A 21,576-nucleotide genomic window follows, 5' to 3' on the forward strand; every position below is an offset into this window, starting at 1 on the left:
GCAAGACTGATGGTAAAAAGAAAAAGACGACCTCCCCCGGATGGGAGAGGTCGCCTGTCGAACGGCAGGGTCCGTTGCCGGATCCCTGAACCCCGTTTTTAGAAGCGGTAGCCGACGCCGACGCCGACCAGCCACGGGTCCAGCGTGACCTTCGAGGTGACCGGCAGGACGGCGGTGCCCACGCGGGCGTTGGCGGTCACGTCGGTCTTCAGGAAGATCTTCTTGACGTCGAAGTTCAGCGACCAGTTGCCGGTCAGGGCAACGTCGACACCGGCCTGCAGGGCCCAGCCGAAACGATTCTTGTAGTTGGTGTCGGTGATGCGCAGACCGCCGGCATTCGGGTTGTTCGCCGCATCCTCGTTGTAGAACAGCGTGTAGTTGACGCCGGCGCCGACGTACGGGCTGATGCGTTCCTTCGGCAGGAAGTGGTACTGCACGGTCAGGGTCGGCGGCAGCAGCGACACCTTGCCGATTTCGGTCACGCCACCGGCGGCAGCGATCAGGTTGCCCTTGACGCGGTGACGGCTGGTGCCGGCGATCAGCTCGGCGGCGATGTTGTCGGTGAAGAAGTAGGAGAAATCGACTTCCGGAATATAGTCGTTGCCGACCTTGGCCGAGCCGACGTCACCGAGCGTCGTGTTGTTGATCGTGCCCTTTTCCTGGGGCACCACGGCCAGGCCGCGCGCACGGACGACGATGTCGCCGGCCGACTTGCCCTTGAAGTCCTGAGCGAGCGACGGGGATGCGATGGCGACGAGGGCCGAGGTCGCCAGCAGGGCGGCGGCGGCGCGCGACAGGATGGTCATGGGGTCTGCTCCAGGCAATGCGTTGTTGCTGTTCTGTGGCATCAGCCAATGGAGCTATTACCAGACACCGTGTAAGGGTACTAGGGGGTCTACAACCCTTCCTCTCCTGATGCAGCAGCTATGCAACAGTGACGAGTTGTCGCATGGACAAGGAAATCAAGGGCTTGGTTTGATGATCCGTTGCGGAATCAGCGCCATGCAGTTCTGGACGATGGCATAGCATTGACCAAGTTGCGCAGAGCCGCCGGTGGCTCCACCATACACCACGCGCTCGACCACGCCATTCCTCAAACTGAAAGTTGCTTCACAGTCGAAGCTGTTGACTTCATAGCCATAGGACGGCCAGCCGGGGCCGAAGCCGTAATAGGGCCGGCCCCAGCCGCCGCCGTAGAAGCCGACCGGCGGCGGACCTGGATAGGAGACGATGCGGGAACTGCGGTAGGTGAAGAAGTCGCGGTTGTCGACGCTGGCCTGCCGTTCCGGTACCCCGGCGCAGGACAGCAGCGTCTCCTTCGGCATGCCGACGAGCGCGGTCTGCGCCACCAGCGCCTCGTCCGCCGCGGGATTGGCGCAACCGCCGAGCGCCCCGGCGCCAGCCAGAGCCAACACGCCCAGCGCCCGCCCGGCCATCCGTCCCTTCACCGACCGACGCACATGCATCGCACGCCTCCAAAACCCTGACAGGGGACCGCCGATCACCGCTTCCTGGCCGGCGACAGGTCCGACTCGGTCACGCCCAGCACCCGCACGTCCTCGGGCAGGCCTCGGCCGGTCGCCAGCCCGGCCGCCACCCGTCCCATGGCCGGCGCCGTCTGGATGCCGTAGCCGCCCTGGCCGGCCAGCCAGAAAAATCCTTCCGCGTCCGGCGCGAACCCAACCACCGGCACCTTGTCGGCGACGAAGCTGCGCAGGCCGGCCCAGCGGTGGGCCAATCTGCGAACGGAGAAGCGCGAGGCTTGTTCCAGCCGGTCCACCGTGATGGCGACGTCGATGTCCTCCGGCTGCACGTCGCAGGGCTCGATCGGCGTCTGGTCGGCGGGGGAGGCCAGCAGACGGCCGGCGTCGGGCTTGACGTAGAAGGTCTCGGCTATGTCCGACACCATCGGCCAACCGTCCAGCCCGGTCTTGTCGGACGGATCCTCGAACACCGGATCGAAGGTGATCGCGGTGCGCCGCTTCGGCACCAGCCCGATGGTGGCCACTCCGGCCAGCGCCGCCAGCCTGTCCGCCCAGGCGCCGGCGGCGTTCACCACCACCGGTGCTTTGAAGCTGCCGGCGCTGGTGTCCGCCACCCACAGCCCGTCCTTCCGGGCGAGCGCCCACACCTCGGCGTCGGTCACCACCCGGCCGCCGCGCGCCTTCAGCCCGCGCAGATAGCCCTGGTGCAGCGCATGCACGTCGATGTCGCGGGCATCCGGCTCCCACACGCCGCCGGCGACATAGTCCGGGCGCAGGAAGGGCGCGCGGGCCAGCGCCTGTTCGCGGTCGTACCGCTCCACCGAGGGCGTCAGGCTGCGGCCCTGTTCGTATTCGGCATCCAGTCGGTCGGCCTCATGCCCGCGCCCGATGATCAGCACGCCGCGCGGGGTCAGCATGGCATGCTCGGCGAAGCCGGCCGGCGGGCCGGTGTAGAAATCCCAGCTCGCCACCGTCAGGGCACGGATCGGCGCCGGGCCGTAGGTCTGGGTGTAGAGCGCCGCCGAGCGGCCGGTCGAGTGATAGCCGGGCTGCGACTCGCGCTCCAGCACCACCACCCGGCCATGTGCCGCCAGCTCATAGGCGGCGGAGGCACCGGCGATGCCGGCCCCGACCACCAGGAAATCGACGCGCTCCACTCGTCCCGCTCCTCACACGCTTGGAATTATTGTCGGCCGCCTACTGCGTGGCGACGCTTCGGCTGGGCATGTGATCCGGCAGGGTCACCATTTCAAGGATCAGTTTCTGCCGCAAGGCGGCGACGAAGCTGTCCTTGTCCATGGCGCTCTTGGCGAAGCTGCCCGGCCCGCCGATCACGTTCTCCTCGAAATACTCCTCCAGCCAGGGGAATTCGTCGAGGATGGCGAGGCCGTTGACGACGATCCCACGCTTCGTCACCCGGTCACGGGCATCGGCCGCATCGATCCCACTGTTGGAAAAGCCGTTGGAGACGATGTCGATCACCTGCCGCGGCGCCTTGCCATCCCGGTCGAACAGCTTCGCCGCCTCGACGATGGCGCTGCCGATGGCCGTCGAGTCGCCCTGGAAGCCGCGCGGCAGGGCGTCGATGCGGTCGGCGAAGCGGCCGGCATCCTCCGGCTTGTCCAGCGCGGTCCAGGGGATCAGCACCCGCAGGCTGCTTGGTCCGGAATAGACCGCCAGCGTCACCCGCGTCCCAGCCGCAGCCAGCGCGTCGGCCACCGCCGGATCGCGGAAGGCGGCGGCATGGCCCTGCAACTGGAACTCAAGATCGCCGGTGGTGATCGAGGCCGATCCGTCGAGCGCCAGAACCAGCGCCACCCCTGCCTTCCCGTCCTTTCCCGCCGGCGGGGCGGCCAGCACCCCGCCGCATAGGCTGAGCAGGACGGCCAGGGCGGCGATCATCGCACGCGGCATTCTTATCGGCACTCCATCGGACGCCCGCCCATCTCACGCGCCCAACTCACGCATTCGAGAGGGCGTGGCGCACCACCTTGACCATCACCGACGGCAGGGCGTGATCGCCCAGCCGGTCGACCGCCACCCAGTTGCCGTCGGCCTGATGCCAATCGGCGCCAGCCTGGCCCACGACCACTTCAAGCTCCAGGTGAAAATGGGTGAATGTATGGCGGACCAGACCGGGGAGCCGGCGCCAGCGCGCGGGCAGCGGCTGCTGCGCCGCCACCGCCGTCTCGCCCGGCAGTTCCGGTCCCCAGGATGTGGACGGCACCTCCGCCATGCCGCCCAGCAGCCCTTCCTCCGCCCGGCGGCGCAGCAGGACGGCGCCATCGGGATTCAGCAGCCAATAGGCGACGCCGCGCCGGGTCGGCTTTTCCGCCTTGGCGACCTTCCGCGGCAGGCTTTCGGCGATGCCGGCGGCACGTGCCTCGCAGTAATCGGCCCACGGGCAGAGCATGCATTTCGGCTTGCGCGGCGTGCAGATGGTGGCGCCCAGATCCATCATCGCCTGGGCATAGTCGCCGGGGCGGAAGTCCGGCGTCAGGGTGGCGGCCAGCCGGCGCAGGGTCGGCTTGGCATTCGGCAGCGGCTCCTCCACCGCGAAGATGCGGGCGATCACCCGCTCGACATTGCCGTCCACCACGGTGGCCCTGCGGCCGAAGGCGATGGCGGTGATGGCGGCGGCGGTGTAGGCGCCGATGCCCGGCAGCTCCAGCAGCGCCGCCTCGTTGTCCGGGAACCGGCCGCCATGCCGGTCCGCCACCACGCGGGCGCATTTGTGCAGGTTGCGCGCCCGCGCGTAGTAGCCGAGCCCGGCCCAGGCGACCAGCAGATCGTCCAGCGGCGCGTCGGCCAGATCGCGCACGGTCGGCCAGCGTTCGGTGAAGTTGCGGAAATAGGGGGCCGCGGCAGGGACGGTCGTCTGCTGCAACATGATCTCCGACAGCCAGACCCGATAGGGATCGGCTGTCTCCCCCGGCTTGGCGCGCCAGGGAAGGTCGCGGCGGTGGCGGTCGTACCAGGACAGCAGCCGCCGGGCGGCCTCTATGGAATCTGGAATCATGATGGGAAGAAATAGAGGGTCCGGAGCGTCGAGGGAAGGGAGTGGGCAGGCGCCCGTCCCAGTTCCCGGCGCAGTTCCAGGCCCAGTGTCCGGTCGATCCCCGGCCGGATGCTGGGCATCGGCTCACGCTTGCGCTAGGGTGCGGCCAACCCACATGACCCGGAACCGGTCGCCAAGGCCGGTGCCGCACAGGAGTGATCGCAGAGCATGACCGGACCGCGTCGCATCGGCCAATCCGTTCCGGAGGTCGCCGGCAAGGTGCTGGGCAAGCGCGGGCTTGCCTTCGGTGCGCTGATCACCGACTGGCCGTCGATCGTCGGCCACCAGCTGTCGTTGCGCACCGCCCCGGACAAGCTCAGCTTCCCCCGCGGCAAGCGGGAGGAGGCGACCCTGCACATCCGCGCCATGGGCGCCATCGCGCTGGAGTTGCAGCATCTGGAACCGCAGATCATCGAGCGGATCAACAGCTTCTTCGGCTACCGCGCGGTCGCCAAGATCAAGCTGATCCACGCGGCCCTGCCCTCATCCCCGTCGCCGGTGGTGCGCCCGCGCGCGCTGACGATGGACGAGGAGATCGGCATCACCACCACTACCGCGGCCATCGAGGACGAGGAGTTGCGCGCCACGCTGGAACGCTTCGGCCGCTCCCTGATGGCCCGTCCGAAACGGGCTGCGCGATAGCCGCCCGGCTGGACGCACCGGTGCTTCATTGTCTATACGTCAACATCTGGTAGCAACGAGGGCAAAGTGAACCGCAAAATTCTGGGACGCAGATATTTCGCGCTGAGCGGCTTTCTCGCCATGGGCTTCGCCGCCGCGTTCGGCACCGCCATGACCGCGGCGCCGACGGCGGCACAGGCGGCGGCCACCCTGCCGCCGGTGTCGGAGCTGATGGCCGACCGCGTCATGGGCGACCCGAAGGCGCCGGTGACGATCCTCGACTATTCGTCGATGACCTGCCCGCACTGCGCCCATTTCCACACCGACATCCTGCCGAAGATCAAGGAAGCCTACATCGACACCGGCAAGGTGAAGCTGATCTTCCGCGACTTCCCCTTCGATCAGGCGGCGCTGAGTGCCAGCATGCTGGCCCATTGCGCCCCGGCCGAGCGCTACTATCCGCTGACCGACGTGCTGTTCAAGAGCCAGGCGACCTGGAGCCGCGCGTCGGATCCGGCCAAGGCGCTGGGCCAGTACGGCAAGCTGGCCGGCATGAGCCAGGAGACCATCGACGCCTGCCTCGCCAACAAGGAGCTGGCCGACGCCATCCTGAACAGCCGCCTGACCGGCCAGAACCAGTACAAGGTCGAAGCCACCCCGACCTTCATCCTCAACGACGGCAAGGCCCGCATCGAAGGCGCCCAGTCGTTCGAGGAGTTCTCGAAGGCGATCGACAAGCTGTTGAAGTAAGAGGCCGCCGCGTTCGGGACCAGGCTAGGTCGGCCCCGAACGCGGCACCTCCTCAAAGCCCGGTACACCAAAGGTTCGTCCCCAGTGCAGTTCACGCGTCTCCGCCTGTCGGGCTTCAAGTCTTTTGTCGATGCCACGGATCTGGTCATCGAACCCGGCATGACCGGCATCGTCGGTCCCAACGGCTGCGGCAAGTCCAATCTGGTCGAGGCGCTGCGCTGGGTGATGGGCGAGACCTCGGCCAAGCGCATGCGCGGCGACGACATGGACGACGTCATCTTCGGCGGCACCTCCAGCCGTCCGGCCCGCAATCTGGGCGAGGTGACGCTGGCGGTCGACAACCGGTCGCGCACGGCGCCGGCCGGTTTCAACGATCATGACGAGCTGGAGATCACCCGCCGGATCGAGCGCGGCTCCGGTTCCGACTACCGGATCAACGGCAAGCTGGTGCGGGCGCGCGACGTCCAGCTTCTGTTCGCCGACAACGCGTCGGGCGCCGCTTCGCCGGCCCTGGTCAGCCAGGGCAAGGTGGCGCAGATCATCTCCGCCAAGCCGCAGGACCGCCGAGCCCTGCTGGAGGAGGCCGCCGGCATCACCGGCCTGCATTCCCGCCGGCACGAGGCCGAACTGCGGCTGAAGGCGGCGGAGGGCAACCTGACCCGCCTCGACGACGTGATCGGGGCGATGGACAGCCAGCTGCAAAGCCTGAAGAAGCAGGCGCGGCAGGCTTCCCGCTACCGCAACCTGTCCGACCAGATCCGCAAGGCGGAGGCGGTGCTGTGGCACCTGCGCTGGCTGGCATCGCAGGAGGAGCGCGCCCGCGCCCATGCCGCCTTTGCAGCCTCCGAGGCCGCGGTGCGCGACCGCATGCTGGCGGTCACCCAGCTGACCGCCCGCCGCACCGAGGCCGCCGCCGGCCTGCCGGAGAAGCGCCAGGACGAGGCGCGCGCCGCTTCCGCCCTGCAACGGCTGGTGATCGCCCGCGAACAGCTCGACGCCGAGGAAAAGCGCGTCGCCGACCAGCAGCGCGCGCTGGAGGCCCGGTTGCGCCAGATCGCCGGCGATCTCGGCCGTGAGGAGGCGCTGGCCGCCGATGCCGGCGAGGCGCTGGCCCGGCTGGAGGCCGAGCGCGACCGGCTGATCGCGGCCCAGGCCGACGAGGAGATGCTGGAGGAAGCCGCCGGCGAGGCTCTGGCGGAGGCGCGCGAGCAGGTCGATGCCCGCGACCGCGAACTGACCCGGCTGACCGAAGCGGTCGCCACCGACGAGGCCCGCCGCGCCGCGACCCAGCGTCAGGCCGCCGAACTGGAGACCCGCGCCGCCGGCCTCGCCAAGCGGCTGGCCGAGCAGCAGGCCCAGCGCGTTGCGCTCGAAGCCGAAATCGCCGCCCGCGCCGACCTGTCGGAGGCGGAACTGGCGGTCGAGCTGGCCGAGCAGCGGCTGGAGCAGGCCCGCGACGCCGCCGAGGCCGCCGAACTGGCGAAGGCGGAGGCCGAACCGGCGCAGTCCCGCGCCCGCGAGGCGCTGTCCGCCGCGGAAAGCGCCCGCGCCAAGCTGCGCGCCGAGGAGCGCGCGCTGGCCGAGTTGTTGCAAGCCGGGGCGGGCGGGCTGTTCCCGCCGCTGGTCGATGCGGTGACGGTGTCGCCCGGCTATGAAGGCGCACTCGCCGCCGCCCTCGGCGACGCGCTGACGGCACCGCTGGACGAGGCGGCGCCGGTGCACTGGCGCCAGTTGCCCGCCTATGACGCGGTGGCGCCGCTGCCGGCGGGTGCCGAGCGGCTGTCCGACCATGTGCAGGGGCCGACGGCCGCCGCCCGTACCCTCGCCCATATCGGGGTGGTCGCCGATGCCGCCCAGGGTATGGCGCTGGTCCAGTCGTTGACGCCGGGGCAGGTGCTGGTCAGCCGCGACGGCGGGGCGTGGCGCTGGGACGGGCTGACCGTCCAGGCCGGCGCGCCGACCGCCGCCGCCATCCGCCTGAAGCAGCGCAACCGGCTGGCCGAACTGCGTGGCGAGCTGGAGCTTGCCGAGGAACAGGTCGATCTGGCGCGCGAGGCGCTCGACGCCGCCAAACTGGCGGTGGAGGCTGCTGCCCAGGCCGACCGCCGCGCCCGCGACGCGGTACGCGAGGGCTTCGCCGCGCTGAACGCCGCCCGCGACCGCCATGTCAAGCTGGCGCGCGAGGCCGACGCCGCGTCCTCCCGCCTCGCAGCATTGGTGGAGACGGTGGAGCGGCTTGCCGCCGAGGAAGGCGAAGCCGCCGCCCTCCGCGACGAGGCGCTGGAACTGCTGGAGTCGTTGCCCGACCCGCGCGAGGGGCGGGAACGGGTGAACGACCAGCGCGCCGCCCTGGCCGAACGCCGCGCGGTTCTGGCCGAACGGCAGAATGCGCTCGACCGCCTGACCCGCGAGGCGCAGGCCCGGCGTCAGCGTCTGGCCGCCATCCAGGCGGAAACCGCTTCCTGGGACACCCGTTCCGCCGGGGCCGGCGGCCGTGTCGCCGAACTGCGTCAGCGCTCGGCGGAGGCCGAAGGCGAGATCGCCATCCTGTCGGGCCGCCCGGCCGAGATCGCGGCGGAGCGCCAGGATCTCCTCGACCGCATCGCCCTGGCCGACCGCGACCGCAAGCGCGCCGCCGAGGCGCTGGCCGACGCCGAATCCCGGTTGGCCGGGACCGAGCAGGCTTTGCATGATGCCGAAGCGGCGCTGGCCGATGGCCGCGAGGCGCGTGCCCGCGCCGAGGCTGCCGTCTCGGCCGCCCAGCAGCAGGAACGCACTCTGACGGAACGCATCGCCGAACGGCTGGACTGCCGGCCGGAGGACACCCGCGCCGCCGCGGATCTCGACCCCGCCGAGCCGATGCCCGACGCGGCGGCGGTGGAGTCGCGGCTCGACAAGCTGACGCGCGAGCGCGAGAATATGGGGCCGGTCAACCTGCGCGCCGAGATCGAGGCGGAGGAGCTGGACGCCCAGATCGCCGGCCTGCATGGCGAGCGCGAGGATCTGACCGCCGCCATCGCCCGCCTGCGCCAGGGCATCTCAAGCCTGAATCGCGAGGCGCGCGAACGTCTGGTCGCCAGCTTCGACGTGGTCAACCGCGACTTCCAGGAGCTGTTCACCCGCCTGTTCGGCGGCGGCAAGGCCTATCTGGAGCTGGTCAACGCCGAGGATCCGCTGAATGCCGGGCTGGAGATCTATGCCAGCCCGCCGGGCAAGAAGCTCCAGGTGCTCTCGCTGCTGTCGGGCGGCGAGCAGGCTCTGACGGCGCTGTCGCTGCTGTTCGCCGTCTTCCGGTCGAACCCGGCGCCGATCTGCGTGCTGGACGAGGTGGACGCTCCGCTGGACGAGGCGAATGTCGGCCGCTTCTGCGATCTGGTCGAGGACATCGCCCGGCAGGGCGACACCCGTTTCCTGATCATCACCCACCACCGCCTGACCATGGCGCGCGTCGATCGCCTGTTCGGCGTGACGATGGTGGAGCGCGGCGTGTCCCAGCTGGTCAGCGTCGATCTGAGCCGGGCGGAGGAGTTGCGGGGGGTGGCGTGAGGGGGTAGGGCGAAGTCAGCCCCTCATCCCCCCCGCTTCCACACCGTCGTCTCGATGTAGCGGCTCGCCAGGAACCGGTAGGTCTGCTTCTGCAACGCCTCCACCTTCGGCGAGCGTTCCATCGAGATGTCGTCCCAGCCGCGGAGCAGGTCTTCCCATTCCAGCAGCTTGGCGCGCAGGTCGTCGCGGATCTTGCGGATGAACTGCACGGTCGGGTGGAAGTTGCGCAACGCGCCGACGATGTCGCCGGTCTGGGCGTCGGCCTGATCGAAGATCATGTCGTATTCGCGCACCGGCTTGCGGATCAACCCCTGCATCCGGTTCAGCTCGCTGCAGAAGGTCCGGTCGGTGCGGTAGATGGTGGCGAGCTTGCCCATCGCCTGATCGATGCGCCGGATATGCCGGAAGCGGTCGCGCAGCGCCTCGATATAGGACAGCTCCTGTGCCAGATCGTCGATGCGGTCGGTCAGGTACTGTTCTGCATTGTTGGTCAGCTTCAGCCGCTCGGCGATCTTGGCGAAGGCCGCCTTCATCTTCTCGTGCGTCTGCGGATCATCCAGCAGCTGTTCCAGTTGCGACTGGTCGGAAACGATGATCTCGTTGCCGGTGAAGGACGAGACGATCTGCATGGTCAGCCGCCCTTTGGCGGCGATGCGGTGCCTGTCCTCCACCGACCAGGAGGCCCGGCCGTCAAGCAGTTCGCCGGGAATTTCCTCGCCCGGCCGGATCTGCTTCACGAAGGCCAGACCCTGTTCGATGATCTCCAGCAGGCGGGCGTCGTGGCAGCCCTCCTCGATCTGGAAGGACTCCATCAGGGTGGGGAAGGCCAGCGCCACCTTCAGATCGCCCAGCAGGATGTTCAGCACCGCGTCCTTGCTGTTCGGATCCTGGCAGAAGAAGGCGCCCGGCAGGCTGAAGACCTTGTGCTGGAAATCGAAATGGGTGTCCCGCATCGGCTGGACCAGGACATTCTCCTGCGCGGCCTTCTCGGCGATGGCATCGTCCGGAGCGGCATCCTTATCCGCGGAGGGGGGCGTCTCGTCGCTGCTGGAGATGTCGGTCATGGGCTGGGACGGTACTCGGCGGGGGAGAGGAGGGGACGGCCGTGGATTGCTTCCCCAGCCTACAGCAGATCGCGCAGACGGAACCACATCATTGCGAGGACCAGAGCCGGCGTGCGGAAGCGCCGACCGCCGGGGAAGGGGGTGTGGGGGAGGCGGGCGAACACGTCGAATCGCCCGGCGGTGCCGCTCACCGTTTCCGCCATCAGCCGGCCCGCCATGCCGGCCAGCGCCACGCCATGGCCGGAATAGCCGTGGGCGTACAGCGTCGTCGGCGACAGCCGGCCCAGATGTGGCATGCGGTTCATGGTGATGGCGACCCGGCCGCCCCAGAAATACGCGACGCGGGCGTCCTTCAGCTCCGGATAGATCGCCAGCATCTTCAGCCGCATCGCCTGCTTCAGACCCGGCCCGTCGACTCCCGAATAGCTGACGCCGCCGCCGAACAGCAGCCGATGGTCGGCGGAGCGGCGGAAATAATCCAGCGAGAACTTCATGTCCGACACCGCGATGTTGGTCGGCAGCAGGGTCCGCGCCCGCTCCTCGCCCAGCGGTTCGGTGGCGATCATGTAGGTCGCCACCGGCATGATCTTGCGGTCCAGCGCCGGGGCCAGCCCGCCGAGATAGGCGTTGCCGGCCAGGATCAGATGTTTCGCCGTCACCCGGCCGCGTTCGGTGCGGACCCAGGGCTTCGCCCCGCTGTCCATGGCCAGCGCGCGGCTGTTCTCGAAGATGCGCACCCCGGCGGCGTCGGCAGCGCGGGCGAGGCCGAGCGCGTAGTTCAGCGGGTGCAGATGGCCGCTGCCCTCGTCCAGCAGGCCGCCGATATAGGCGTCGCTTCCGACATGGCGGCGGATGCCGGCGCGATCCAGCCGATGCACCCTGTCATAGCCGTAGCCGTCGCGCATCTCGTGTTCCAGCGCCGCCACATCCTGCATGTGGCGCGGCTTCAGCGCGGCATAGGCGAAGCCCCAGGTCAGGTCGCAGGCGATGGCGTGGCGCGCCACCCGTTCGGCCAGCTGGGCCTTGGCCTCCTCGCCGAATTCCCACAGGCGGCGGGCGTCGTCCTTGCCGACCCAGCCTTCGATCGTCGCCATCGGCTTGTTGTAGCCGGTGATGATCTGCCCGCCGTTGCGCCCCGATGCGCCCCAGCCGCAGTGTTCCGCTTCCAGCAGGACGACGTCGAAGCCGCGCTCCGCCAGCTCCAGCGCCGCGGTCAGGCCGGTGTAGCCGCCGCCGACGATGCAGACGTCGCAGGCGGCGTCTCCCTCCAGGATCGGGTGGTCGGCGCGGGGAGCGGCGGAGGCCGCGTACCAGCTGTTCAGGTATGACGCTTTCGGCATGGCCGCAGTTAAGTCCCAGCCGGCCGGGGAGGTCAACGGAAAGGCGGAGGTTTCACCAAAGCATCATGCTGAACCCTCTGGCGCGGTCCGCCGGAACGGCGTCATAGTGTCGCTGTCGTCAACAGCACGGAGGGGGCTGCCCATCGCCCGGAGCGGTCCGCCATACCCATGGGTTTTATGGAAGACTTCATCAAGAAGAACCGCATTACCGAAGTCGAATGTCTTGTGCCCGATATGTCGGGCATCGCGCGGGGAAAGATCGTTCCCGCCGAAAAATTCCTCCGCATCCTGCGCGACCGCGGCCTGCGCCTGCCCGAGGCGATCTTCGTCCAGACCGTGACCGGTGAATTCCCCGAGGACGAGGACATCACCTCGGACGAGAATTCCGACATCTACATGATCCCGGACGAACGCACGATCCGCTTCGTCCCCTGGTACACCGAGCCGACGGCCCAGGTCATCACCGACTGCGTCTATGCCGACGGCAAGCCGGTCGACGTGTCGCCCCGCCATGTTCTGAAGCGCGTGCTGTCGCTGTACGAGGAACGCGGCTGGAAGCCGCTGGTGGCGCCGGAACTGGAATTCTTCCTGGTCCAGGTCAACAAGGACCCCGATTACCCGCTGGTGCCGCCCGTCGGGCGCAACGGCCGGATGGAAAGCGGCCGGCAGGCCTTCGGCATCGACGCCGTCAACGAATTCGACCCGATCTTCGAGGCGGTCTATGATTTCTGCGAGAAGCAGGACATCGACATCGACACGCTGACCCACGAGGCCGGCGCCGCCCAGATCGAGATCAACTTCAATCATGGCGACGCGCTGGAGCTGGCCGACCAGGCCTTCCTGTTCAAGCGCACGGCGCGCGAGGCGGCGATCCGCCACCAGATCTACGCCACCTTCATGGCCAAGCCGATGCAGGGTGAACCCGGCAGCGCCATGCACATCCACCAGTCGGTGGTCGACACCGACAGCGGCCGCAACCTGTTTTCCAACCCGGACGGCACCGACAGCGACCTGTTCATGGCGCACATTGCCGGGTTGCAGAAATACCTGCCCTACGTGATGCCGCTGCTGGCGCCGAACGTCAACAGCTACCGCCGGCTGGTGCCGAACTCCGATGCGCCGATCAACGTGCATTGGGGCCGCGACAACCGCACCACCGGCCTGCGCGTTCCGGTTTCCCAGCCCGACGCCCGCCGGGTGGAGAACAGGGTGGCCGGCGCCGACGCCAACCCCTATCTCGCCATCGCCGCGTCGCTCGCCTGCGGCTATATCGGCATGACCCAGGGGCTGGAGCCGAACGACCCGATCAAGGGCTCGGCCTACCGCCTCGCCTTCACCCTGCCGCGCCACCAGTCCGAAGCGCTGACCAAGTTCAACGCCTGCAAGCCGCTGAAGGAAATCCTCGGCGAACGCTTCATCGACGCCGTCGCCTGTGTGAAACAGGCCGAGTATGAGGCTTACAACCGCGTCATCAGCTCGTGGGAGCGGGAGAACCTGCTGCTGAACGTCTGAGCGGACGCCGGGCGGGGGGCCGCACTCCCCGTCCGGCCATCGCAGGCATCCGGTCCGGCTCAGCCGACGCGGGACTCGCCCGCTTTCAGCCGGCCGGCGAGGGCGGCGATATGGTCGGGACCGATGCCGCAGCAGCCGCCGACGACGGAGGCTCCCGCCTCCACCCAGCTTTCGGCCCAGCGCAGGTAGCTCGCCGGGTCGAGATCATCACGGATCGGATCCAGCCCGTCATTGGCCGCCGCCGTCTTCGGCTGGGGCGGGAAGGCGTTGGCATAGACACCGATCCGCAGCCCGGCAGCCTCCGGCTGGGCCCGCGCCGCCTCGACGGCAACCCGCATGACTTCCGGCTGGCTGCAATTGAACAGCAGGGCCTGCGCCCCCAGCCCGGCGGCGGTCCGCGCCGCCTCCGCCACCGACTCGCCCGAGCGCAGGGTGGGGGCGCTGCGCCCCTCCGCCACCGCATCGGCATCGGTGTCGTCGAGCGTGAAGGAAAGCCAGAGCGGACGGGCGTCGTCGCCCAGGACGCGGCGCACCGCCCGCGCCTCGTCGAGCGCGCTCTGGGTTTCGGCGAGCCAGACATCGACATGGGGCGCCAGCCCATCAACCAGCACCCGCAGGATCGCGTCGACCTGTTCGGGCATGAACAGGTCCGGGCGGTAGGAGCCGAAGACCGGCGGCAGCGAACCGGCCGCCCTGACGCCATGGGCGTCCGCCACCGACCGGGCCAGCCGGCCGGCGCAGTCTGCCAGGGCAAGCCCCTGGTCGTCGAAGCGGGAACGGCCGATGTGGAAGGGCACCACGGCGTAGCTGTTGGTGGTCAGCACATCGGCGCCGGCGCGGGCGAAGGACTCATGCGCCAGCCGGACATGGTCGGGGGACTCGATCAGGGCCAGCGCCGACCATTCCGGCTGGCGGAACGGCGCACCGATGCGTTGAAGCTCCCGGCCCATGCCGCCATCCAGTATGATCGTTCCCTCAGTCATTCCATGCTCCGTTGCAAGCGGCGTCTCGTTCGAAGATTGTCCTAATCGAAAGTGAAGGGCGTTGACAATCTATATAAATAGCTTGGAGAATGATTGTCATATAACGCATAATTTACGGGGAATTCCATGTTGAAACGACTCGCCATCGCGGCGGCCGCCTTCGTCGCCATCCAGGCCGCCATCCCGATGGCATGGGCAGGGGAGATCCTGGACCGCGTGACCAAGCGGGGCGAGGTGAAGCTCGTCCTGCTGAACGACTATCCGCCCTTCTCCTTCATCAACGACAAGAACGAGCTGGTCGGATTCGACATCGACGTCGCCAAGGCCTTCGCCGAGCGTCTGGGGGTCAAGCTGTCGATCGATACCCCGGCCTGGGAGGTGATCGCCGCCGGAAACTGGCGGGGGCGCTGGGACATCTGCATCTGCTCGATGACCCCGACGGCGGAGCGCGCCGAGGTTCTGGATTTCCCGGTGAAGTACTATGAGTCGCCCGCCGTCCTGGTGGTCCACAAGGATGAGACGCGGATCAAGGGCATCGGCGACATCACCGGCAAGACGGTGGCGGCGCAGTCCGGCGCCTCCTACGAGGCGTATCTCCAGCAGACGCTGAAGATCACCGCCCCCGACGCCCAGCAGCCCAGCTTCCCCTTCGGCAAGGTGACGGTCGCGCCCTATGAGACCGAGACCGTGGCCTTCCAGGATCTGGCACTCGGCGGCGGCAAGCGGCTGGATGCGGTCATCACCAATTACATCACCGCCAAGGAACGCATCGACGCCACTGGCCGGTTCAAGATCGTGTCGGACAAGCTCTATGCCGAGCCCAATTGGGTTGCGGTGGAAAAGGGCGATGCGGCATGGTCGGCAAAGGTGAAGGCGACCATCGAGGCGCTGAAGGCCGACGGAACACTGTCGGCCATCTCCAAGCGATGGATCGGCATCGACATCACGGGTTGATGGGTCGAGTGAAGGACCCTGGCGGCGTGGTCCCGGCGACGGGGCCTCGGGCCGCCGGGGCGCAGGCGGATGGACGGGATGACGGACGGTGTTGCGGCGGCGGCTTCTGGGCGGCAGGCTGGATTCAGGATCAAGGTGGCGGTCGTCTGGGGTGCGCTCGCACTCCTGCTGCTGGCGTTCTTCCAGAGTTTCGATCTGAAATTCGCGCTGATCGCGGAGAAATTGCCGTTCCTGCTCGGTCTGCGCCTGACACCAGGCGGGTTCCTGCAGGGGGCGGCGCTGACGCTGCTGATCTGCCTGCTGTCCATCGCGCTCAGCATCGTCATCGGCGCTCTGGCGACCGTGGGACGGCTGTCGGCCAATCCGGTCGCCTATGGGGTGGCGACCTTCTACGGCTCCTTCTTCCGCGGCACGCCGCTGATGGTCCAACTGCTGCTGCTGTATCTGGGCCTGCCGCAGCTGGGACCGGTTCCGGCGGCGCTGCCTTGCGGCGTGCTGGCGCTGTCGCTGAATTACGGCGCCTATCTCAGCGAGATTTTCCGGGCGGGCGTGCAGTCGGTCGCTCCCGGCCAGCGCGAGGCGGCGATGGCGCTCGGGCTGACGCGCCGGCAGATCGCCTGGACGGTGATCCTGCCGCAGGCGACCCGCTTCGTCATTCCGCCGACCGGTGCCCAGTTCGTCGCGATGTTGAAGGATTCGTCCCTGGTTTCGGTCACCGGCCTGTGGGAGATCAATTTCCTGGCGCAGTCCTATGGCCGCTCCAGTTACCGCTATGTCGAGATGCTGCTGACCGCCGCGGTGGTCTATTGGATGCTGTCCCTGATCTTCGAGCATGTGCAGAGCCGGCTCGAGGTCCGCTATGGACGGGCTTATCAGCGCTGACCCGTTCCGGCCGCCGTACCCCGAAGAGCCCGCTCCCGCGTCCGATCGTTCGCCGATCGCCTCGTCCTGCCACCACCGCGCCGCGCGATCGCGTGGGCCCGGCGTAAAAGCGCAAGGCTGCCTCTCCCCCGTTGATGGCGTCTTCCACACGGAATGGAAGAGTTTCAAAGCGACTCCACAGTGTATTTTCGACCCTGTCCGGGAAGAGATGGGGTGATGTGAGTGCCGGGCCGGCCGTTCGCCGCCGGCCGATCTGGTCTTTTTCTCCGGACAACAGTCACGGACGACGATCTGCTCTTGGCCGCCACGGTATTCCAACCGTTGCAGGGGCCCGTCGGATGCATCGTCCCGCCGAAACCGAGGGATGGCCAGGCATGAGCATGCACCCCGCGATCCCGTCCCGCCGAGCCGGCCTTCACGGCATCGGCCGGGTCCAGCGGATCCTTCTCATCGCGTCGATGTTCATCGTGCTGACCACCGGGCTGCTGGGGCTGGCGCTGCACCGCGGCGGCCATGCCAGCAACCTGACCGACATCCAGAACCTGTTCGTTCTGGAAAACCCGGATCTGATCCCGGTCGACAGCTGGGATCCGATGATCGCGGCACTCGACTGGCTGCATGAACGGCCGGGTGAGAATGTCTATGACGGCGTGTTCTTCAAGCAGCACATCAAGTTCCAGTACCCCGTCACCTCGCTGCTGCCGCTGGAGGCGATGAAGGCGCTGGGGGTGCTGGATCTCGTGGCCTTCGAGCGGATCAACCTGATGTTCGTGCTGGCGACCGCCGCCGGCATGGCGATCCTGGTCTTGGAAATGGCGGCTCGCCTGCGCCTGCCCGGCGCGCGGGACGACCGGCTGACGCAGGTGCTGCTGGGTGGCTTCGGCTTCGTCGCGACCCTGTGCTTCTACCCGGTGCTGAAGGCCTTCTCGCTGGGTCAGGTGCAGGTCTGGCTGAATGCCGCCTTCGTCTTCGCCTGCATCGCCCTGCTGCGCGACCGGCGGGCCCTGTGCGGGGCGCTGCTGGGTGCCTCGACCCTGATGAAGCCGCAAATGTCGCTGTTCCTCGTCTGGGCCGTCATCCGCGGCGACTGGCGGATGGCGGCGGGCTGGACCGCCGTGGTGGTGCCGGGCGTGGCGCTGGCGACCCTGTTCTACGGCTTCGCGCCGATGGTCGATTACCTCGACGTCCTGCTGTTCATCGGCCGCCATGGCGAGAGCTATCACGTCAACCAGACCGTCAACGGGCTGGTCAACCGCCTGCTGCGCAACGGAAACAACCTCGACTGGTCGGCGGAGGCCTTCGCCCCCTACCACCCGGTGGTCCATATCGCCACGCAGGTCTCCGGCCTTATCTTCGTCGGGTTCGGCCTGCTGTGGCGCCGCCGCGACCGCGGGGCGGAGCGGATCCTGCCCTTCGTCGTCGCCGGCATCTGCTTCACCGTGGGGTCGCCGGTCGCCTGGGTGCATCATTTCGGCATCCTGCTGCCGGCCTTTGCGCTGGCCTTCCTGATCCTGCTGGAGCCCGGCCTGCGGCGTCCCGCCGGGGCGGCGGGCCTGCTGGCGGCGGCCTATTTCCTGGCCGGCAATGTGCTGTTCTGGCCGGTCAACGCGCTGGCCGACACGCCGCTGAACATTCTGCAATCCTACCTGTTCTTCGCCACCCTGATGCTTCTGGGCCTGACCATCGTGCTGGCCGGCCGCCACGACCGCGCCGCCGCGGCCCTCTGGGGTGTCCCCGCGCCGGCCGGGCGCGCTGCCGCCCCCTCGCCCTCCATCGTCGCCATCCCCTGTGCAACCGTGGCCGGAGCGTCCATCCCGCCGGCCGCCGGGGAGGAGCCGCCGCTGTTCGTCGACCTCGACGGCACGCTGCTGAAGACCGATCTTCTCTACGAATCGCTGTTCGGCCTGATCAAGGCCCGGCCCTGGGCGGCGCTGCTGGTGCCGGTCTGGCTGGCCGGCGGCAAGGCGCGGCTGAAGGCGGAACTGGCGCGGCGGGTGGAGATCGACCCGGCCGGCCTCGTATACAACCCCGCCGTCCTGCAAAGGCTGGAGGCGGAGCGCAGGCGCGGTCGGCGGCTGGTGCTGGCGACCGCGGCCCATCACCGCTACGCCGACGCCATCGCACTCCATCTCGGCCTGTTCGATCAGGTGCTGGCCAGCAGCGACGGCCTGAACCTGAAGAGCGAACAGAAGCTGGCGGCGATCCGGGCGCAGGTTCCCTCCGGCATCTTCGACTATATCGGCAACGATGAGGCCGATTACGCGGTCTGGCGCGCCGCCCGCCGCGGCATCGCGGTTGATGCGTCGGCGGCCGTGGTGCGCCATGCCGCCAGCCTGTGCCCGCTGGAGACCATCGCCACCCCGCGCCGGCCGCGCCTGCTGCTGATCCTGAAGGCGCTGCGCCTGCACCAGTGGCTGAAGAACCTGCTGGTCTTCGTCCCGCTTCTGGCCGGCCAGAAGCTGGGGGAGGTCGGCCCGACGTTGCAGGCCGCCGCCGCCTTCCTCGCTTTCGGGCTGTGCGCGTCGAGCATCTATGTGCTGAACGATCTGCTCGACCTCGCGGCCGACCGGCGCCATCCGCGCAAGTGCCGCCGTCCCTTCGCCGCCGGCGACCTGCCGCTCGACCTCGGCCCGTCGCTGATCCCCGGCCTGCTGCTGGCCAGCCTCGTCCTCTCGCTGCTGGCGCTGCCGCCGCTGTTCCTGGCGGCGCTGGCGACCTATGCCGCCTCGTCGCTGTTCTACAACCTGTTCGCCAAGAACCGGGTGATCTGGGACGTGATGCTGCTGGCCGGGCTCTATTCGCTGCGGGTGCTGGGCGGCGCCACGGCGACGGCCATCGTCCCGTCCTTCTGGCTGCTCGCCTTCTCGATGTTCCTGTTCCTCAGCCTCGCCATGGTGAAGCGCTATTCCGAGATGGACAGCATGGCAAAGCTCGGGCTGGGGCAGGCGGAGGGGCGCGGTTATGTGACCGCCGACATGCCGGTGCTGCAATCCATCGGCGTTTCGGCAGGTTTCCTGTCGGTGCTGGTGATGGCGCTCTACATCAACAGCCCGGAGGTCGGGCGGGTCTATGACCAGCCGCAGGCGCTGTGGATCATCTGCCCGCTGCTGCTCTTCTGGATCGGGCGGGTGTGGCTGCAGACCCATCGCGGGCTGATGCATGACGACCCTGTGGTGTTCGCCGCCCGCGACAAGTGGAGCCTCGCCATCGGACTGGTCTGCGGCGTCGCCCTGATCCTTGGTCGGGCGTGACGCCCCTCGGCCGCGCCTGATGCGCCGTTCCCCTCATCCTTCCGGAGTTCCCATGCCCATCGCCGTCGTCGGACTGATCCTGCTGAGCGTCACCCTGTCCGCCATCGCCCAGATCTCGCTGAAGATCGGCATGTCGAGCCCGGCGGTGTCGACCGCGCTCGCGCGGGGGGAGGCCGGGCGGATCGCCCTGTCGGTCGCCGCCACGCCGCACATCCTCACCGGCTTGGCCTGCTACGGGCTGGGCATGGTGGTCTGGCTGGCCGTGCTGGCGAAGGTCGACGTCACCATGGCCTATCCCTTCGTCGGGCTGGGTTTCCTGGTCACGCTGGCGCTCGGTGCCCTGCTGCTGGGCGAGACGATGAGCCTGACCCGTCTGATCGGCACCCTGCTGGTGGTGCTGGGGGTGGTGCTGACCGCGCAGAGCTGAAGGGGTGGAGAATTTCAGCCGCCTCCTGACAGATGTAAGAGAATGGTTGCGATATACAGTGAACACGAATGGTAATCTTATATTAACCAAAAATACCGAGTCGCTTCCTTTTCTTTGATCGTACTGTGGTATGGCAACGAATTTCGCCGCTCCATCTTTCATGATTGAAACAGACTGCGACAATTGCTGCATTGACCGGAGAAATGCCGGGTCTATAACTGGCGACATAGTCGCGAGTTAAAATACTGGCGTATGCAATTTGAAGGATTGGTGGCCCGGTTGCCGGCCGGAAGGCTTCAGACCAGGAAAGGATTTCCTTTGCCGGCTGCGCTTCCCTTCAGGCGGGTCTTTCACCCGCTGGGGAGCGCGGCCGGTCGCCACTCCTGGCGCGGCGCGCGCCCTGTTTTCCCGGCCCGACCCGCAGGTGATTGGAACCTCGACCCAAACCGTTGACAACATGCCCGGGCGTGGGTGCAATAGCGCCCGCGAGCCGGGTGTGCCGTTGGGATGTGGCGGCGCCCGCAACACTCACGAACAGGTCGGGGCAAATCATGAAAAAACTCGCTCTCAGCCTCATCGGCGCGGTCGCGGCGGTTGCCATCGCCGGCCCGGCGATGGCCCAGGCCAAGAAGCCGGTCAACATCTACATCTGGAACGACTATCTGGGTGAAACGACCCTCGCCGACTTCACCAAGGCCACCGGCGCTGAGACGAAGGTCGACCTGTACGACAGCCTGGAACTGCTGGAGCAGAAGGTGCTCGTCGGCAAGTCCGGCTATGACGTGATCGTGCCGACCGCCGAGCCGACCCTGTCACGCCTGATCCAGGCCAAGGTGGTCGGTCCGCTCGACAAGTCGAAGATCCCCAACTACAAGAACATCGACCCGAAGGTCCTGAAGCTGCTGGAGAATTCCGACCCCGGCAACAAGTACGCCGTGCCCTATCTCGGCGGCACCGTCGGCATCGCCGTCATTCCGGAAAAGATCAAGGCCGTCGCCCCCGACGTGGCGCTCGACAGCTGGGACCTGATCTTCAAGCCGGAAGTGGCGAAGAAGGTCGCGGCCTGCGGCATCACCGTGATGGATTCGGCCATCGACGTCATCCCGTCGGTGCTGAACTATCTCGGCCTCGACCCGAACTCCGAGAAGAAGGAGGATCTGGACAAGGTCGAGAAGACCTTGATGGCGGTCCGCCCCTACATCAAGCGCTTCGTCACCGGCGAGAACATCAACATCCTGGCCGGTGGGGACGCCTGCGTCGTGATGGCCTACAACGGCGACGCCATCCAGGGCGCCGCCCGCGCCGCCGAGGCGAAGAGCGCCAAGGTCGAATACATCACGCCGAAGGAAGGCGTGCAGGTCTGGTGGGACACGCTGGCGGTTCCGGCCGATGCGCCGAACAAGGACGGCGCGTACGAGTACATCAATTTCGTGCTCGACCCGGCCAACATGGCGAACATCTCCAACAAGGTCAGCTACGCCAACGCGGTGCCGGCCTCGCTGCCGATGGTCGCCGACGACATCAGGTCGAACCCCGGCATCTTCCTGCCGGCCGACAGCAAGCTGAAGCTGTTCTCGCTGAAGCAGATCAAGCAGGCCACCGACCGTGCCCGCACCCGCGTGTGGACCAAGGTCAAGACCGGCAAGTAAGCCGGGAACCCTGAGAAGCGCCGACCCATGGCGCTGGCCCGCCCCGGCCGACCCC

General features: G+C 68.0%; 17 protein-coding genes. 9 read left to right on the plus strand and 8 right to left on the minus strand.

Features of this window, described 5'->3' with window-relative positions; translation table 11 throughout:
• Positions 1 to 98: 98 nt before the first annotated feature.
• From E6C72_RS19595 to mutY, 5 genes are all read right to left on the minus strand, one after another.
• On the minus strand, positions 99 to 806 hold the full coding sequence (locus E6C72_RS19595) for an OmpW family protein (RefSeq protein ID WP_247875707.1): 708 nt from the start codon (positions 804 to 806) through the stop codon (positions 99 to 101).
• Between the two features lie 156 nt (positions 807 to 962).
• Positions 963 to 1,466, minus strand: coding sequence for a hypothetical protein (locus E6C72_RS19600; protein WP_247875706.1), 504 nt, complete (start codon positions 1,464 to 1,466; stop codon positions 963 to 965).
• Between the two features lie 35 nt (positions 1,467 to 1,501).
• Entirely contained in the window at positions 1,502 to 2,641 is a 1,140-nt protein-coding gene (locus E6C72_RS19605) for an FAD-binding oxidoreductase (RefSeq protein WP_109085790.1), read from the minus strand.
• A 40-nt stretch (positions 2,642 to 2,681) separates the two neighbouring features.
• On the minus strand, positions 2,682 to 3,398 hold the full coding sequence (locus E6C72_RS19610; protein WP_109085789.1) for a DUF1194 domain-containing protein: 717 nt from the start codon (positions 3,396 to 3,398) through the stop codon (positions 2,682 to 2,684).
• 46 nt (positions 3,399 to 3,444) lie between these two features.
• Positions 3,445 to 4,503: an A/G-specific adenine glycosylase gene (gene mutY / locus E6C72_RS19615; RefSeq protein WP_109085788.1), complete on the minus strand. Its 1,059-nt coding sequence runs from the start codon at positions 4,501 to 4,503 to the stop codon at positions 3,445 to 3,447.
• Between the two features lie 207 nt (positions 4,504 to 4,710).
• Between mutY and E6C72_RS19620 the strand changes: the two genes are divergently transcribed.
• The 3 genes from E6C72_RS19620 (at position 4,711) to smc (ending at position 9,459) form a co-directional block, all read left to right on the plus strand.
• Positions 4,711 to 5,184 (plus strand): DUF721 domain-containing protein, encoded by a 474-nt coding sequence (locus E6C72_RS19620; RefSeq protein ID WP_109085787.1) that lies wholly within the window; start codon positions 4,711 to 4,713, stop codon positions 5,182 to 5,184.
• Between the two features lie 66 nt (positions 5,185 to 5,250).
• The gene (locus E6C72_RS19625; protein WP_247875705.1) at positions 5,251 to 5,913 is read left to right on the plus strand and encodes a DsbA family protein; all 663 of its coding nucleotides are present in this window, start codon (positions 5,251 to 5,253) and stop codon (positions 5,911 to 5,913) included.
• An 84-nt stretch (positions 5,914 to 5,997) separates the two neighbouring features.
• Positions 5,998 to 9,459: a chromosome segregation protein SMC gene (smc, locus tag E6C72_RS19630; RefSeq protein ID WP_109085786.1), complete on the plus strand. Its 3,462-nt coding sequence runs from the start codon at positions 5,998 to 6,000 to the stop codon at positions 9,457 to 9,459.
• 23 nt (positions 9,460 to 9,482) lie between these two features.
• Here the strand turns inward: smc and E6C72_RS19635 are convergent, their stop codons facing one another.
• Both E6C72_RS19635 and E6C72_RS19640 read right to left on the minus strand, forming a co-directional pair.
• Complete coding sequence (locus E6C72_RS19635; protein WP_109085785.1) at positions 9,483 to 10,523, minus strand: hypothetical protein; 1,041 nt, start codon at positions 10,521 to 10,523, stop codon at positions 9,483 to 9,485.
• 59 nt (positions 10,524 to 10,582) lie between these two features.
• Entirely contained in the window at positions 10,583 to 11,863 is a 1,281-nt protein-coding gene (locus E6C72_RS19640; RefSeq protein WP_109085784.1) for an FAD-binding oxidoreductase, read from the minus strand.
• A gap of 168 nt (positions 11,864 to 12,031) precedes the next feature.
• On the opposite strand from E6C72_RS19640, the gene E6C72_RS19645 reads away from it, so the two are divergent.
• Complete coding sequence (locus E6C72_RS19645) at positions 12,032 to 13,375, plus strand: glutamine synthetase family protein (RefSeq protein WP_109085783.1); 1,344 nt, start codon at positions 12,032 to 12,034, stop codon at positions 13,373 to 13,375.
• A gap of 59 nt (positions 13,376 to 13,434) precedes the next feature.
• Here the strand turns inward: E6C72_RS19645 and E6C72_RS19650 are convergent, their stop codons facing one another.
• Positions 13,435 to 14,358 (minus strand): homocysteine S-methyltransferase family protein, encoded by a 924-nt coding sequence (locus E6C72_RS19650; RefSeq protein WP_109085782.1) that lies wholly within the window; start codon positions 14,356 to 14,358, stop codon positions 13,435 to 13,437.
• A 126-nt stretch (positions 14,359 to 14,484) separates the two neighbouring features.
• On the opposite strand from E6C72_RS19650, the gene E6C72_RS19655 reads away from it, so the two are divergent.
• The 5 genes from E6C72_RS19655 (at position 14,485) to E6C72_RS19675 (ending at position 21,521) form a co-directional block, all read left to right on the plus strand.
• Positions 14,485 to 15,312: a transporter substrate-binding domain-containing protein gene (locus E6C72_RS19655; RefSeq protein ID WP_199228749.1), complete on the plus strand. Its 828-nt coding sequence runs from the start codon at positions 14,485 to 14,487 to the stop codon at positions 15,310 to 15,312.
• A gap of 78 nt (positions 15,313 to 15,390) precedes the next feature.
• Complete coding sequence (locus E6C72_RS19660) at positions 15,391 to 16,194, plus strand: amino acid ABC transporter permease (protein ID WP_247875704.1); 804 nt, start codon at positions 15,391 to 15,393, stop codon at positions 16,192 to 16,194.
• A 374-nt stretch (positions 16,195 to 16,568) separates the two neighbouring features.
• Positions 16,569 to 19,445, plus strand: coding sequence for a UbiA family prenyltransferase (locus tag E6C72_RS19665; protein WP_109085780.1), 2,877 nt, complete (start codon positions 16,569 to 16,571; stop codon positions 19,443 to 19,445).
• A 52-nt stretch (positions 19,446 to 19,497) separates the two neighbouring features.
• On the plus strand, positions 19,498 to 19,872 hold the full coding sequence (locus E6C72_RS19670; RefSeq protein WP_109085779.1) for an EamA family transporter: 375 nt from the start codon (positions 19,498 to 19,500) through the stop codon (positions 19,870 to 19,872).
• A 551-nt stretch (positions 19,873 to 20,423) separates the two neighbouring features.
• Entirely contained in the window at positions 20,424 to 21,521 is a 1,098-nt protein-coding gene (locus E6C72_RS19675) for an extracellular solute-binding protein (RefSeq protein ID WP_109085778.1), read from the plus strand.
• The last annotated feature ends 55 nt before the right edge of the window (positions 21,522 to 21,576 follow it).

Origin of the sequence: Azospirillum sp. TSH100 (genome assembly GCF_004923295.1) — a bacterium.
In the GTDB taxonomy this organism is placed as follows: domain Bacteria; phylum Pseudomonadota; class Alphaproteobacteria; order Azospirillales; family Azospirillaceae; genus Azospirillum.

What these genes read in the sequence shown, in the direction of transcription:
- E6C72_RS19595 (WP_247875707.1), bottom strand. Translation starts at nt 806, where the DNA reads ATGACCATCCTGTCGCGCGCCGCCGCCGCCCTGCTGGCGACCTCGGCC.
- E6C72_RS19600 (WP_247875706.1), bottom strand. Translation starts at nt 1,466, where the DNA reads ATGCATGTGCGTCGGTCGGTGAAGGGACGGATGGCCGGGCGGGCGCTG.
- E6C72_RS19610 (WP_109085789.1), bottom strand. Translation starts at nt 3,398, where the DNA reads ATGCCGCGTGCGATGATCGCCGCCCTGGCCGTCCTGCTCAGCCTATGC.
- mutY (WP_109085788.1), bottom strand. Translation starts at nt 4,503, where the DNA reads ATGATTCCAGATTCCATAGAGGCCGCCCGGCGGCTGCTGTCCTGGTAC.
- E6C72_RS19620 (WP_109085787.1), top strand. Translation starts at nt 4,711, where the DNA reads ATGACCGGACCGCGTCGCATCGGCCAATCCGTTCCGGAGGTCGCCGGC.
- E6C72_RS19635 (WP_109085785.1), bottom strand. Translation starts at nt 10,523, where the DNA reads ATGACCGACATCTCCAGCAGCGACGAGACGCCCCCCTCCGCGGATAAG.
- E6C72_RS19640 (WP_109085784.1), bottom strand. Translation starts at nt 11,863, where the DNA reads ATGCCGAAAGCGTCATACCTGAACAGCTGGTACGCGGCCTCCGCCGCT.
- E6C72_RS19645 (WP_109085783.1), top strand. Translation starts at nt 12,032, where the DNA reads ATGGGTTTTATGGAAGACTTCATCAAGAAGAACCGCATTACCGAAGTC.
- E6C72_RS19650 (WP_109085782.1), bottom strand. Translation starts at nt 14,358, where the DNA reads ATGACTGAGGGAACGATCATACTGGATGGCGGCATGGGCCGGGAGCTT.
- E6C72_RS19655 (WP_199228749.1), top strand. Translation starts at nt 14,485, where the DNA reads ATGTTGAAACGACTCGCCATCGCGGCGGCCGCCTTCGTCGCCATCCAG.
- E6C72_RS19660 (WP_247875704.1), top strand. Translation starts at nt 15,391, where the DNA reads ATGACGGACGGTGTTGCGGCGGCGGCTTCTGGGCGGCAGGCTGGATTC.
- E6C72_RS19665 (WP_109085780.1), top strand. Translation starts at nt 16,569, where the DNA reads ATGAGCATGCACCCCGCGATCCCGTCCCGCCGAGCCGGCCTTCACGGC.
- E6C72_RS19670 (WP_109085779.1), top strand. Translation starts at nt 19,498, where the DNA reads ATGCCCATCGCCGTCGTCGGACTGATCCTGCTGAGCGTCACCCTGTCC.
- E6C72_RS19675 (WP_109085778.1), top strand. Translation starts at nt 20,424, where the DNA reads ATGAAAAAACTCGCTCTCAGCCTCATCGGCGCGGTCGCGGCGGTTGCC.